Genomic DNA, 13286 nt, shown 5'->3' with positions numbered 1-13286 from the left:
CGTTAATTCGTTTGCCCTCCCCGGGCGGGCGGGCTTAGCCTCAGTGCACACCTGATGAGCACGGGTTAAAACCGTGTTCATCAGAGCCGAGAAACATCCGAGCGCAAGGCGATGGAGGAGGTGGCACCGATGAAGCTCAACTACACGATCGAGCGACCGTCGACGCTGCTTGCTGCTGCCTGCGCTCCGTCCGCTTCGTGGCTGCCCGAGTCCGCCCCCGTGGCGCTCGTGGCCGTTGAGCGGGCCCCGGCTCCGCAGGCGCACCAGATCCAGTTCCAGGCCGAGCTGGTCCGGACTCTGGCAGTCGTCGATGGAAGCTACGGGACCACTGGGTTCGTGGGCAGCAACGGCATCTCCAAGCGCATGACGGATGGTGCCAGCGGTGTCCCGCCTCGAGGAAGGCCGGTCTAACAGACCAACCGGCTCACCTCGAGGCCGCGGAACCCGTAACCGGGATCCGCGGCCTTAATTTTTTGCCGGCTCACCGGCCGGTGCATGACCTGTATCGCGATCCAGAAGATCGAGAAGAAGAGAGAGGTGACCGGGCTTTATGAGTCTGGCGCTGGCCCCACTCGACCTGAGCGTCGAGCTTGAGGCAAACCTGCCCTGTCGGAAGTTCGACCCGGACCTGTGGTTCTCGGACTCCCCGGCCCAGCTGGAGCTGGCCAAGTCGCTCTGCGGGGACTGCCCGCTGCGCGTCGAGTGCCTCGCCGGTGCGGTCGAGCGGAACGAGCCCTGGGGTGTCTGGGGCGGCGAGATCTTTGAGCGTGGCGCCGTCGTGCCGCGCAAGCGGCCCCGTGGCCGTCCCCGCAAGGTGGACGTCGCCCGCGACGCCGAGCTCCAGATCGAGGTCGACGAGCGGCTCGCCGCGAACGGCCTCGAGTCCCGCAACTCGGTCCGCCTCGCGGCCTGAGACACACAACCCCTGATCAAGAGACGGAAATCATCGCTGTGAACACGAACGGAACTCCGAAGGTGAAACTAATCCACGAAGCGCTCTCACGAGCACGAATGCGTCGGCCTCAGGCCGACCACCACCCTGAGGCACACCGACCCGCCCGCCAGATCGCGATGGAGGCCCGTCAGCGGGCTGCACGAGAGCGGGTATACCTCTGAGCCGATAATCCGCAGGGCCCGTCCGCGTCATCGCGGGCGGGCCCTTTCCCTTTCGCCTCACGGTCACATCGGTCCGGAGCCCGCCGCACATCGGTTCGGAGGCTGCCGCAAATCGGTTCGGAGGCTGCCGCACATCGGTTCGGAGGCTGCCGCAAATCGGTTCGGAGGTCGCCGCAGATCGGTTCGGAGGTCGCCGCACTGCGGGTGCTAGCCGAGGCCGACCGCGACGCTGCGGTGCGCTGCCGTTCGACGCGGCGGTGGCCGGCCTGGCCGACCGGGACGCGGTGCTACCGGGCAGGCGTCACGGCTCGTGGCCGCGAATCGACCGCGAATCGGCGGATCCGATTCACTCCGGCGGGTGAGGAAGCCGCCGGAGGAAGGCGCTCACGGCCGAGGCGAAGTCTGCGGGGCGGTGCTTGTGCACCAGGTGGCCGGCGTCGATCGTTACCAGGCATGCGGACGGGATGCGGGCCGCCATCTCGGCGATCGAATCCTGGCTCAGCGGGCTCCGCGGGCCTCCGGCGATCACCAGGGTCGGCGCCTCGATCTCGGCGAGCCGGTCCCAGATTGCCGGGTCGGGATCGCGCAGCCAGTCGAGGGTCGTCCGGCGGGCCGCCCACTCGTAGGGCAATTCGCCGTCCGGCCGGACCGGCCGCAGGTCGTGTGGCCTCGGCGGCGGCGCCTCCGCCAGGACCAGCGCCGACACGCGGTCCGGGTGGGCCAGCGCGGTCAGGTACGCCACGATGCCGCCGGACGAGTGTCCGGCCAGCACCGCCGAGGCCAGACCGAGGTGATCCAGCAGGGCGATCACGTCGCCGACCGCGGCCTCTGGCCCGAACGGGGGTAGGCGGCTCGATGCCCCGTAGCCGCGCAGATCCGGTATGTACGAGAGGTACTCGCCGGAGAGTGACGCGGCGATCTCGTCCCAGTCCGGTCCGCTGCCGCCGTGCAGCCAGACGATCGGCCGACCTCCGCCGACGCGCCGATAGGCAAGCACCGGCGGGCTCATGCCATCGCCTCCGCCGGCCTTCCGGCGGTGACGTCTGTCGGGCGGAGAGTCGGGGATGCGCTGGTCGGCTTGCTCATGCTGTGGCCTGCGCCGGCTCTTCGGCGGTGACGTCTGTCGGGCGGAGAGTCGGGGATGCGCTGGTCGGCTTGCTCATGCTGTGGCCTGCGCCGGCCTTCGCCGGCCTTCGCCGGCCTTCGCCGGCCTTCGCCGGCCTTCCGGCGGTGAGCTCCGTCGGGCGCGGAGTCGGTGCGCTCGTCAGCTCGCTCATGCCATCGCCTCTGCCGGCGATCTGGCGACGGCATGAGTTTGAGACTGAGCTGATGATGCGCTCGCAAGGTCGCTCATGCGACGGGTGCGAAGCCTGGCAGCCACTTCAGCAGGATGGACCGGTATGGGGCCTGGGCCTCCAGCTGGCACAGCACTCCGATCGAGCCCAGCGTCACCCGGTGGATCAGCAGGTACGACGGGGGGAGGTTGAGCTTGCGGCTCAGCTGGAAGGCCGGGGACTTCGGGCTCGACAGGCGGGTCGCCTCGCCGCGGATCCAGGTCCGGGTGAAGCGGAACTCGTCCACTGCCACCGGCTCGATCATCGGGCGCAGGAAGCTCAGCACCGCCGCGGCGTCGAGGTCGTCGGTCTGCTTGATGAAGCCCTCCGCGCGCAGGCCGTCCGCCACCGCCTCCGCGTCGCCGCCCAGCGCCAGGCGGACCAGGCGGCCGATCGGCTCGGGGTGGCCGCCGGGCAGCCGGGCCACCGCGCCGAAGTCGATCACGCCGAGGCGGCCGTCGGGGAGGATGCGGAAGTTGCCGGGGTGCGGGTCGGCGTGCAGCAGGCCGGCCCGGGCCGGCGCGGAGAAGTGCAGGGTGGCCATCAGCCGGCCGGCCTCGTCGCGTTCGGCCGGGGTGCCGTCGCTGATCACCTTGGCGAGCGGGGTGCCCTCGACCCACTCGGTGACCAGCACCCGGGGCGCCGAGGCCACCACCCGGGGCACGTAGATCTCGGGATCATCCGCGTACGCGGCGGCGAACACGGTCTGCGCCTCCGCCTCCATCGCGTAGTCGAGCTCCTCGGTGACCCGCGCGCGCAGCTCGTCCAGGAGCGGCTTCATGTCCATGCCGGGCTGAATGATCTTGAACATGCCGGCCAGCCGGCCGAGCTGCTTGAGGTCGGCGAGCAGGGCCTCGCCGGCGCCCGGGTACTGCACCTTGACGGCGACGTCGACCGTCGCCGGCAGGTCGCCGTCGTGGCCCGGCGGCCGCTTCCACACCGCGCGGTGCACCTGGCCGATGCTCGCGGCGGCGGCCGGGCTGTCGTCGAACTCGGCGAACAGGTCCCGCCAGTCCGCACCGAGCTGCTCGGCCAGCGCCTTGTGCACGTTCGCCACCGGCATCGGCGGCGCGGCCTCCTGGAGCTTCGTCAGCGCCTGCCGGTACGGCGCCGCCATCGTCTCGGGCATCGCGGCCTCGAAGACCGACAGGGCCTGCCCGAACTTCATCGCGCCGCCCTTGAGCTGGCCCAGGACGCTGAAGAGCTGCTCGGCGGTGCGCTGCTGGATCTCCGCGGAGATGACGTCCGCGGCGATGCCGGTCACCCGCTTGCCGAGCCCGAGCGCCGTACGTCCCGCGAAGCCGAGGGGCAGGGCGGCGAGTTTAGCGGTGCGGGACGCCGCACGCCGCGGGATGTCGGTCACCAGATCATTGTTACCGACGTGAAGGAGTTCGACCGCCCTGGATGGGGCTGTCCGTCACCTGATGCGCCGAAAGTCCGATTACGGAACGTGGTCGCGCGCCGATCGGCGGCGGCAGGGGCAGGCCGGGTGCGGCACCCAGGTGCGGCGGCGGAAGCGCCCCGGTCTGCTGATCTCCACCTCGGCGCCCAGGGTCTCCGGGGTGTCGCCGTCGAGGAAGGCCAGCGCCTCGGCGGCCAGGTAGGCCGTCGCGGCGAGCAGCGTCGCCGCGGCGCACGGCTCGGCCGGCCCCGCGACGTGCGCCGGCGGCACCGCCCCGCCGGGCCAGGTGGGTCCCCGCTCGCTGCGATGCAGGGCGACGCAGCCCAGGCAGGGCGACGTCGCGGGCGGCACCAGCGGGCCGACCAGCACCTTGCCCTCGCGGATCGAGGCGGCGAGGTAGGGCCGGCGGCGCTGGTCGCGGTCGATCGTCGCCAGGGCCGCGGGCTGGTCGCCGCCGAGCCGGATCACCAGGGATGCGGCTCCCCGCCGTACCGTCCGGGTCTCGGTGCCCGGCGCCGCGCGCTGGATGGCCTCCGCCGCGGCCTCGGAGCGGGGGCGGCCGATGTCGGCGGTGGTCAGCGGGCCGCCGGCGGTCTCGTGGCGGTCGACCGGGCCGGTCAGGTCGGGATGGACGTGGCCGACGCCCGCCGCGGCGAGCGCGACGGCGACGCCGGGCGCGAGGCGGGCCCGGCCGGTCACGACGACCCGGGCCGCCGCCCTGCGGCGCAGCGTGCGGGCCGGGGACGCGGAACCGGCCGAGAGTGCCAGGGCGCCCGCCTCGCCGGTCAGGCGCTCCGGCATGGCCGGCGGGAAGAGGCGCTGCGCCGGGACCACCAGGCCGGCGGCGTGCAGGGTGTCGAGCAGGGTGCGCGCCTCGTCGGGGCGCATGCCGAAGGAGCCGGCCCGGGCCAGGGCGAGCCGCTCCGAGCGGGAGCCGTCCAGCAGGTCGAGCAGGCCGGCGGCGCTCGGCTCGGGCAGGTCGATCAGGACCGCGCGGGGCGGGTCGAGGCCGAGTTGCAGCGTGCGCGGGGTGTGCCAGATGCGCGGGAGGCCGGGCAGCAGGGTAGGGCGGGGCAGCGGCGTGCGGCTCATGCCATCGCCCCCGCTGGCGCTCCGGCGATGCCGAGGGCCCGGCGCTGAGCTGATGATTCGCTCGCGGGCTCGCTCGTGCCCGTCGCCTCCGCTCCGGCGATGCCGAGAGTTCGGCGCTGAGCTGATGATTCGCGCGCAGGTTCGCGCGTGCCATCGTCTCCGCTGGCAGCGAGAGGTAGCCGCCGTCCGCGACGTCGTGCATGGAGTCCGGTGATGCCGAGAGCTCGGCACTGTGTTGACGAATCGCTCGCAAGCTCGCTCATGGGTGACACGGTGTCACGGCGTGGACGCGCTGGGGATTGTTGTCCACAGGCCCGCTCGCCCGGCAACAGGGTTATCCACAGGAACGGCGGAGTTATCCACAGCGGTTGAGGGTCGGGCTAATCACTCAACGTGCCTGGATGCACACGGGTTATGGCTCGGCCGGGTGAACGCGCGGGTTCGAGCCGACGGGGGCGACCGGTGGCCGCCCCCGTCGCGGTCGTTCGATGCGGTCAGGCCTTGGCCTTGCCCAGAATGCGGTTGACCGTCGTGCCGCAGACCGGGCACTTGCCCTTGGCCATGTTCATGCCGGTCTTCGAGACCTCGACGGTGCCCTGGAAGTCGCGCTTCTCCTTGCACTTAACGCAGTAGCCGTTGTACGTGTTGTCGGCCACGATTCCTCCTCGTCATGTTGTCGGCCGGGTCGGCCCGGTGCCTTGCTCGCGGCGACAGGCCGCGATCTGTGTTCGGCGCTGGACCGCTCCGCGACCAAGTGAACGTGGCCACCCCGCTCGGGCGGTCACTACCCAGGTCCGGCCAATTCCATGTCAGCGCGGCGTCGGCGCGTGTCGTCGACGGCCTGAGTGTGCCGGTCGAGATGCCCCTTTTTCGGCAGATACGGATAGACACGCCGACGAAGTGCCGCAGAACCCCAGAAAAGGGACGTTCGGGCCGCCTCGTTCCCGACCTTACGCAGGTTATGCCACGAGGCATGTTGCGACGCCGCAAAATATTTTCGGATTTTTAGGGACGTAGCTCACACTTTGGGTGCGTGTCGTTTCTCGTACCCTTGCGGTGACCTGGCCCTGACGGATTAACGTCGCAATGTGAACCCTAGTGTGGGCTGCGCGGGCCGGTAATGGCCAGGACGCGCAAGCCTGTCGTCGAAGTGCGGCGCAGCCAGCGCCGTCGTCGTACGGTGTCCGCGTACCGAGAGGGCGAACGGGTCGTCGTCCTCATCCCCGACCGGTTCTCGCGTGCCGAGGAGACCGAGTGGGTGGAGCGGATGCTTGCCCGCCTCGCGGCCCGGGAGGAGCGCATCAGGCATACGGACAGCGAGCTGCTGATCCGTGCCCGGCGCCTGATCTCCCGATACTTACCCGACCACACCGGCGACATAGTGCCGGCCAGCGTCCGCTGGGTGACCAACCAGAACGGCCGATGGGGCTCCTGCACCCCGGAGGACGGCACGATCCGGATCTCGCACCGCATCCAGGAGATGCCGGAGTGGGTGATCGACTACGTGCTGCTGCACGAGCTGGCGCACCTGGTCGTGCCGAGCCACAACACGGAGTTCTGGGAGCTGGTCAACCGCTACCCGCGCGCGGAACGCGCCCGCGGCTTCCTGGAAGGCATCTCGGCGGCCACCGGGCTGGTCATGGCCGACGACACACCTACCCTTCAGGGGTGACGAGACGTGTCGTAGTGGCGCTGCTGACCCCGGTCGGCTGGAGCCCGCCCGGGGTTGACCTGCTGAAATGGCGAACGGCGCTGGCCGAGGACGTGGTCGACCTGCTCGCCATGCTCGCGCAGGCCGAGCCCGCCATCGCCGCGCGGCCCGAGGACCGGGCGCTGGCCGAGGAGATCGCCTGGCCCGGCATGCGCATCTACGACGTGCCGACGGCGACCGTGCTACCCGTGCTGAAGGCGGCCACCGCCGACGGCTTCGACCAGGCGGCGGTCATCGCAGCGGACGCCGCCGACGTCCCCGGCATGATCCTCGGCAAGCTCCTGCGCCCGCTGACCACCAGGCCGCTGGCGGTCGCACCGGCCGGCGGCCAGGGCCTGCTCGGCATCGCGGCGCGCCTGCCCGCCCCGGACTGGCTACCCGACCACGACCTGGACACGGCAACCCCGATGAGCCTTAGAAGGTCGGCCCCGAACCCCGGCGACATCCAATCGACGGCCGACTGGCGCCGCTTACGCGGCCCGGCAGACCTGGCAACCCTCGACCCAGCCCTGGAGGGCTGGGAAAACACCCGAACCATCCTCGGCGGCTGAGTCTGAACCGTCGCGCGGCGGTCGGCCGGGTTTGGGGAGCACGGACCTGGCAGGGTGCGGGTGGCCGCTCATGAGCCGCTAGGCGATTGGCCGCCCGCGCCCGGTCTCGGCGGGAGCGACGGTCAGCACCATGCAACCAGGCACGACATGGTCCTGCCGTTGACCTTCATTTGCCCTCGTCTCGGCGGGAGCGACGGTAACCATGCAACCAGGCACGACATGGTCCTGATCTTGACCTTGACCTTGATCTTGGTCTACTCGTCGTCTTTGCCGAGGTTGTCGAGTTCTGAGATGTCCCAGTCCAGCCGCGACTGGGCGAACTTCTGCGGGTCCGCGAAGTCCTCGTCGGTCGGCAGCAGGTCCGGGTGGTCCCACAGCGCGTCGCGGCCCGCGACACCGCGGTGCTCGGTCACCGCCGCCCACAGGGCGCCGGCCTCACGCAGCCGGCGCGGCCGCAGTTCGAGGCCGACCAGGGCGGCGAACGTCTGCTCGGCCGGGCCGCCCGCCGCGCGCCGGCGCCGGAACGCCTCGCCCAGCGCGGCCACCGACGGGAGCCGCTCGCCCGCGGCGGTGTCCACCACGTGGCCGACCCAGCCCTCGATCAGCGCGAGTGCCGTCTCGAGCCGGGCCAGCGAGGCCTTCTGCTGCGGCGTGTCCTCGGGCGTGAAGATGCCCTCGAGCGCCATCTGCTGCATCGACTCCGGATCGGAGGGGTCGACGCGGCTCATCGCCTCCTCGATCGCCTCGCGGTTGACCGTGATGCCGTTGGCGTAGGTCTCCACCGCGCTCAGCACGTGCGCGCGCAGCCACGGCACGTGCTGGAACAGCCGCTGGTGCGCCGCCTCGCGCAGTGCCACGTAGAGGCGTACCTGATCCTCGGGAAGCTCCAGGCCGTCGCCGTACGCCTTGATGTTGGACGGGACCAGGGCGGCCGTGCCGGCCGGGCCGAGCGGCAGGCCGATGTCGCCGGCCGAGAGGACCTCCGCCGCGAGCTGGCCCAGCGCCTGGCCGAGCTGGCCGCCGAAGAGCGCGCCGCCGAGCGTCGCGACCATCGACTGCATCGGGCCGAGCTGGGCGCGGGCCTCCTCGGGCACCAGGTCGCCCATGGCGCCGACCATCTGGCCCGCGATCGGGTCGCAGAGCTTCTTCCACACGTCGAGCGTGTTGTAGACCCACTCGTTCCGGTTCCAGGCCGTCGCGTCGCGGATGCCGGACGGCAGCGCGGACGCCGGGTCGAGCCAGAGATCGGCGAGGCGCAGGGCCTCGGAGACCGCGTTGTGCTCGTACATGTTGACCGCGGGGTCGCCGGACGCGCTCAGCTGGCTGGCCGCCACCTGGCGGGCCAGATCCCAGTTGACCGGGCCGCTGCCGGGCGCGGCGAACATCTGCTGCAGCTGATTCATGAACTGCTGCATCTGCTGCGGGTCGGAGGGGTCGGGCGGCTGGGCGCCCGGCAGGCTGAAGCCGAACGGGATATCAGGCACGTACCCAACCGTACGCGCGTTGACGGCCAACGTGGCCGATGCCGGTGTCAGCTCAGAGAGAACTCAGTTTCGGTTGGTACGGTCTCGCGCATGAGACGTCGCGGTGTCACGGTCATTCTCGGCGCCCTGATCACCGCACTGCTGGCAGTTGGTGTCATGGCCATCCCCTTGCCGTACGTGGTGCTGAAGCCCGGTCCGACCGTCAACACGCTCGGCTCGGACAACGGCAAAGAGGTCATCCAGGTGACGAAGACGGACACCTCGACCTCCAAGGGCCAGCTCCGGCTGACCACCGTCGGGGTGCAGCCGAGCGTCGAGCTGGTCTGGGCGATCCGGGGCTGGTTCAGCGACGAGCAGGCCGTCGTCCCGCGCGAGCTGATCTACCCGCCCGACCAGAGTGAGCAGCAGGTCGAGGAGCAGAACGCCGAGGAGTTCAAGTCCTCGCAGCACAGCGCCGTGACCGTCGCGCTGCGCGAGCTGGGCCATCCGGTGCACACGTTCGTGACCGAGGTGACCAAGGACGGCCCGTCGGCCGGCGTGTTGCAGAAGGACGACGTCATCACCTCCGTCGACGGCACCGAGGTGACCAGCCCCGACAAGCTCACCCAGCTGGTGCAGGCCAAGCCGGCGGGGACGCCGCTGAAGATCGGTTACACCCGGGCCGGCAAGGCCGGCACCGCGACCGTCACCACGAAGGCCGCCGAGAGCGGCGGCACCCCGCGCATCGGCGTCGGCATCGACAAGAAGCAGCCGCACCCGTTCGACGTCAACATCGACCTGGACGAGATCGGCGGGCCCAGCGCCGGCCTGATGTTCACCCTCGGCATCATCGACAAGCTCCGGCCGGCGGACCTCACCGGCGGCAAGATCATCGCGGGTACGGGCACCATCGACGACGAGGGCGCCGTCGGCCCGATCGGCGGCATCCCGCAGAAGCTGGTCGGCGCCAAGGAGGCGGGCGCTCAACTCTTCCTGGTACCGGCCGATAATTGCGCCGAAGCTGTGCGAAATGCCGTACCCGGCCTGCCCATGGCCGAGGTGGCCACCGTGGATGACGCCCTGACCGCGCTGCAGACCTTTACCAGCGGCGGCACCCCTAAACCCTGCCCCGCTGCGTAACAATCAGCACAGGCGCCCCAGACGGAACAGTGCAACACCCGTAGTGTTGAAATACCCGGTCCGACTTTGTGGGGTTCACGTTGGTCATGCGTAACAGTCCTCTACCGAGGATGAGCCGGCGCGGTCGCGTGACCGTCGGCGTCCTGGTGGGGGTCTTCCTCCTTTTCACGTTGCTCGGTTGGGGCATCGACGCGTACACCGACTACCTGTGGTTCGACGAGGTCAACTTCACAGGCGTCTACACCGGCGTACTGGTGACCCGCCTGCTGCTCTTCCTCGTCATCGGGCTCGCGATGGCGCTGGTGATCGCAGCCAACCTCTACCTGGCCTACCGGCTGCGCCCGCTGCTGCGGCCGCACTCGGCCGAGCAGGCGACGCTCGAGCGGTACCGGATGGTCATCCAGCCGCGGCTCGGCACCTGGATCACGGTCGTCTCGGCGGTCATCGGCTTCTTCGCCGGGCTGTCCGCGCAGAGCCGCTGGAAGGACTGGGTGCTCTTCCAGAACTCGCAGTCGTTCGGCGTCCAGGACCCCGAATTCAAGGTCGACATCGGCTTCTACATCTTCGAGTACCCGCTCTACCGCTACCTCCTCGGCGTCGGCTTCACCGCGATCGTGCTCTCGGTGATCGGCGCGCTCGCCGTGCACTACATCTTCGGCGGCGTGCGCCTGCAGGGCGTCGGCGACCGGATGACCTCTGCGGCCCGGGCGCACCTGACCACGTTGGTGGCGCTGTTCGTGCTGCTCAAGGCCGTCGCCTACATCCTCGACCGGCGCGCGCTGCTGCTCGAGCAGCACGTCTCGCCGGGCCTGTACGGCGCCGGCTACACCGACGTCAACGCGCTGATGCCGGCCAAGGAGATCCTGGCCTACATCTCGATCGTGGTGGCGATCGCGATCATCGTGTTCTCCAACGCGGTGATGCGGAACCTGGTCTGGCCCGGCGTCGCCCTGGCCCTGCTGGCCATCTCCGCGGTCGCGATCGGCGGCATCTACCCGCTGGCGGTGCAGAACTTCCAGGTGCAGCCGAGCCTCGCGGACAAGGAAGCTCCGTACATCAAGCGCTCCATCGACGCGACGAGAGCCGCGTTCGGGCTGGCCGAGACCGAGGTCCGGCCGTACGCCGCGTCGTCGACGAGACCGCCGGCGACGCTCGCCTCCGACACCAGCGCGCAGAACGTCCGGCTGATCGACCCGCAGCTGGTCTCCGAGGCTTACACCCAGCAGCAGCAGGTCCGCGGCTTCTACGACTTCGGCCCGAAGCTGGACGTGGACCGCTACACGCTGGCGGACAACAAGCCGCAGGACTACGTGGTCGGCGTCCGTGAGATCAACGACAACGCGCTCACCACCCAGCAGCAGAACTGGCTGAACCGGCACACGGTCTTCACGCACGGCTTCGGCATGGTGGCGGCCCCCGCCAACCAGGTCGTCTGCGGCGGCCTGCCGTACTTCGTCTCCGGCTTCCTCGGCGACGACCAGCAGCCCGGCTGCGCCTCGGCGACCGAGGAGATCAAGGTCGACCAGCCCCGGATCTACTTCGGCGAGCAGTCGACCGAGTACGCGATCGTCGGTCAGAAGGACGAGACCAAGAAGACCGAGTTCGACCGGCCGCAGCCGAACAACAACAACGCCGAGGAGCGCTACACCTACGAGGGCGCCGGCGGCGTGCCGATCGGCTCCTCGTTCCGCCGGCTGGTCTTCGCGATCAAGAACACCGAGAGCAACTTCCTGCTCTCCGACGCGGTCAACGACAACTCCCGCCTGATGTACGTGCGTGACCCCCGCTCCCGCGTGGAGAAGGTCGCGCCGTTCCTCACCATCGACGGCGACCCGTACCCGGCCGTCGTCGACGGGCGGATCAAGTGGATCCTCGACGGCTACACGACCGCGGCGACGTACCCGTACGCGCAGCGGATCAACCTGCAGGAGGAGACGACCGACGAGCTCACCAACCGGGGCACGGTCGCGCTCGCCCGAGACAACATCAACTACATGCGCAACTCGGTGAAGGCGACCGTCGACGCGTACGACGGCACGGTGACCCTCTACGAGTTCGACGACCAGGACCCGCTGCTCAAGGCCTGGAACCAGGCGTTCGGCGGCAAGCTGATCACGCCGAAGGCGCAGACCCCGGCGGCCCTGGCCGCGCACTTCCGGTACCCGGCCGACATGTTCAAGGTGCAGCGCAACCTGCTGGCCCGGTTCCACGTCACCGAGGCGAGCGAGTACTTCAGCGGCCAGGACTTCTGGCAGGTGCCGAACGTGCCCGACGACCCCGACAGCGAGGTCAAGCAGCCGCCGTTCTACCTGAACGTCCAGCTGCCCGGGCAGGACAGCACGCGGTTCCAGCTCACGTCGGCGGTCACCCCGAACAACCGGGACAACCTGGCGGCGCTGATCTCCGGGTCGTACGTCGACAACAAGCCCCGCCTGGAGATCCTGGAACTGCCGGACCAGACCGCCATCCAGGGCCCGGTGCAGGTCCATCAGCGGATGACAAACAACGCCATCGTACGGTCGGAGCTGACCCTGCTGTCCAACAGCAACCAGTCGCAGGTGCTGTTCGGCAACCTCATCTCGCTACCGGTCGGCGACGGCATGCTCTACGTCGAGCCCGTGTACGTGAAGAGCGGGCAACAGGACGCCGTACCGCTGCTCCAGAAGGTCCTGATGTCGTACGGCGACGGCGGCACCTACGTCGTGCTGGCGAACAACCTGAAGGAAGGCCTGGACAAGCTCGTCGCACAGGGCAAGACCAACCAGCCCGTGACGAGCCCGCCACCCGGCACCAACCAGCCACCGCCGGGCAACGGCCAGCCGGTGCTGACGGGCCAGCTGGCCCAGGCGGCGGCGGACCTGGACAAGGCCATCGCGGACGTGAAGCTGGCCCAGCAGTCGGGCGACTTCGCAAAGTACGGCGCGGCGCTGCAAGCCCTCGACGTGGCGATGACCAACTTCCAGAACGCCCAGAAGGCAGCAGGCGCGGCGACCACCCCGACGACGGGCCCCTCAACCCAGCCGTCGACAAACCCGTCCGTGAGCTCGTCGGCCCCCACCCCGACAGCAAGCGGCTGACCTGACGCAAGCGACGCGGCCCGCCGGGTTACCGGCGGGCCGCAAGCGTGTGGGCCAGGTTACGGCGGGCCGTTTTGCATGTCAGTCCGCCCGCAGGCTAGGCTGTTCTTACCGACGCGGGGTGGAGCAGCTCGGTAGCTCGCTGGGCTCATAACCCAGAGGTCGCAGGTTCAAATCCTGTCCCCGCTACGAGGGAAGAGGGCTCTGTCCGCGGAAAGCGCGGACAGAGCCCTCTTCGCATTTCTGCTCCGGGGGCCGAGCCCCCGGAAACCCCGCGGCGCGGTGGGCGCGCTGGGTGGTCCGGCCGCGGGCGGGTGGCGCGGGCGAGTGATCTGGCCGCGGGCGGGTGGCGCGGGGTGACTTGGGCGGAGTCACGTCAGGTGGCGTTGCGTGCCGGGGA

General features: G+C 70.0%; 11 protein-coding genes and 1 tRNA gene. 7 read left to right on the top strand and 5 right to left on the bottom strand.

Annotation, left to right across the window (positions count from 1 at the left end; translation table 11 throughout):
- Window positions 1–129: 129 nt before the first annotated feature.
- On the top strand, window positions 130–411 hold the full coding sequence (locus ACIBSW_RS03340; protein WP_354727718.1) for a hypothetical protein: 282 nt from the start codon (window positions 130–132) through the stop codon (window positions 409–411).
- Between the two features lie 139 nt (window positions 412–550).
- Window positions 551–913: a WhiB family transcriptional regulator gene (locus tag ACIBSW_RS03335; RefSeq protein WP_354727720.1), complete on the top strand. Its 363-nt coding sequence runs from the start codon at window positions 551–553 to the stop codon at window positions 911–913.
- Window positions 914–1462: 549 nt separating this feature from the next.
- On the opposite strand, the gene ACIBSW_RS03330 is transcribed toward ACIBSW_RS03335, so the two are convergent.
- The 4 genes from ACIBSW_RS03330 to ACIBSW_RS03315 form a co-directional block, all read right to left on the bottom strand.
- Window positions 1463–2125 (bottom strand): alpha/beta hydrolase, encoded by a 663-nt coding sequence (locus ACIBSW_RS03330; RefSeq protein ID WP_354727722.1) that lies wholly within the window; start codon window positions 2123–2125, stop codon window positions 1463–1465.
- A gap of 341 nt (window positions 2126–2466) precedes the next feature.
- Window positions 2467–3813: an AarF/ABC1/UbiB kinase family protein gene (locus ACIBSW_RS03325; RefSeq protein ID WP_354727724.1), complete on the bottom strand. Its 1347-nt coding sequence runs from the start codon at window positions 3811–3813 to the stop codon at window positions 2467–2469.
- Between the two features lie 78 nt (window positions 3814–3891).
- The gene (locus tag ACIBSW_RS03320) at window positions 3892–4944 is read right to left on the bottom strand and encodes a hypothetical protein (protein ID WP_354727726.1); all 1053 of its coding nucleotides are present in this window, start codon (window positions 4942–4944) and stop codon (window positions 3892–3894) included.
- Window positions 4945–5438: 494 nt separating this feature from the next.
- Window positions 5439–5600 carry a DUF5679 domain-containing protein gene (locus ACIBSW_RS03315; protein WP_015625326.1) on the bottom strand — a complete coding sequence of 54 codons (162 nt, stop codon included), beginning with the start codon at window positions 5598–5600 and terminating at the stop codon, window positions 5439–5441.
- 464 nt (window positions 5601–6064) lie between these two features.
- On the opposite strand from ACIBSW_RS03315, the gene ACIBSW_RS03310 reads away from it, so the two are divergent.
- A complete protein-coding gene (locus ACIBSW_RS03310; RefSeq protein ID WP_354727728.1) occupies window positions 6065–6616 on the top strand; it encodes a M48 family metallopeptidase in 552 nt (183 codons plus the stop codon).
- Complete coding sequence (locus tag ACIBSW_RS03305; RefSeq protein ID WP_354727730.1) at window positions 6613–7206, top strand: hypothetical protein; 594 nt, start codon at window positions 6613–6615, stop codon at window positions 7204–7206. Before ACIBSW_RS03310 ends, ACIBSW_RS03305 begins: the two co-directional genes overlap by 4 nt.
- A gap of 254 nt (window positions 7207–7460) precedes the next feature.
- Here ACIBSW_RS03305 and ACIBSW_RS03300 read toward each other — a convergent pair whose 3' ends face one another.
- Window positions 7461–8690 (bottom strand): zinc-dependent metalloprotease, encoded by a 1230-nt coding sequence (locus ACIBSW_RS03300; RefSeq protein WP_354727732.1) that lies wholly within the window; start codon window positions 8688–8690, stop codon window positions 7461–7463.
- A gap of 90 nt (window positions 8691–8780) precedes the next feature.
- Between ACIBSW_RS03300 and ACIBSW_RS03295 the strand changes: the two genes are divergently transcribed.
- From ACIBSW_RS03295 to ACIBSW_RS03285, 3 genes are all read left to right on the top strand, one after another.
- The gene (locus ACIBSW_RS03295; protein WP_354727734.1) at window positions 8781–9809 is read left to right on the top strand and encodes a PDZ domain-containing protein; all 1029 of its coding nucleotides are present in this window, start codon (window positions 8781–8783) and stop codon (window positions 9807–9809) included.
- Window positions 9810–9919: 110 nt separating this feature from the next.
- Window positions 9920–12886, top strand: a complete 2967-nt coding sequence (locus ACIBSW_RS03290) for a UPF0182 family protein (RefSeq protein ID WP_354727736.1) — start codon at window positions 9920–9922, stop codon at window positions 12884–12886.
- A gap of 115 nt (window positions 12887–13001) precedes the next feature.
- Window positions 13002–13075 (top strand) — tRNA-Met (locus tag ACIBSW_RS03285).
- Window positions 13076–13286 lie beyond the last annotated feature (211 nt).

Origin of the sequence: Actinoplanes sp. NPDC049668 (genome assembly GCF_044465445.1) — a bacterium.
Lineage (GTDB): Bacteria > Actinomycetota > Actinomycetes > Mycobacteriales > Micromonosporaceae > Actinoplanes.
This window is presented reverse-complemented; position numbering and strand designations above follow the sequence as displayed.

What these genes read in the sequence shown, in the direction of transcription:
- ACIBSW_RS03340 (WP_354727718.1), top strand. Translation starts at nt 130, where the DNA reads ATGAAGCTCAACTACACGATCGAGCGACCGTCGACGCTGCTTGCTGCT.
- ACIBSW_RS03335 (WP_354727720.1), top strand. Translation starts at nt 551, where the DNA reads ATGAGTCTGGCGCTGGCCCCACTCGACCTGAGCGTCGAGCTTGAGGCA.
- ACIBSW_RS03330 (WP_354727722.1), bottom strand. Translation starts at nt 2,125, where the DNA reads ATGAGCCCGCCGGTGCTTGCCTATCGGCGCGTCGGCGGAGGTCGGCCG.
- ACIBSW_RS03320 (WP_354727726.1), bottom strand. Translation starts at nt 4,944, where the DNA reads ATGAGCCGCACGCCGCTGCCCCGCCCTACCCTGCTGCCCGGCCTCCCG.
- ACIBSW_RS03310 (WP_354727728.1), top strand. Translation starts at nt 6,065, where the DNA reads ATGGCCAGGACGCGCAAGCCTGTCGTCGAAGTGCGGCGCAGCCAGCGC.
- ACIBSW_RS03295 (WP_354727734.1), top strand. Translation starts at nt 8,781, where the DNA reads ATGAGACGTCGCGGTGTCACGGTCATTCTCGGCGCCCTGATCACCGCA.
- ACIBSW_RS03290 (WP_354727736.1), top strand. Translation starts at nt 9,920, where the DNA reads ATGAGCCGGCGCGGTCGCGTGACCGTCGGCGTCCTGGTGGGGGTCTTC.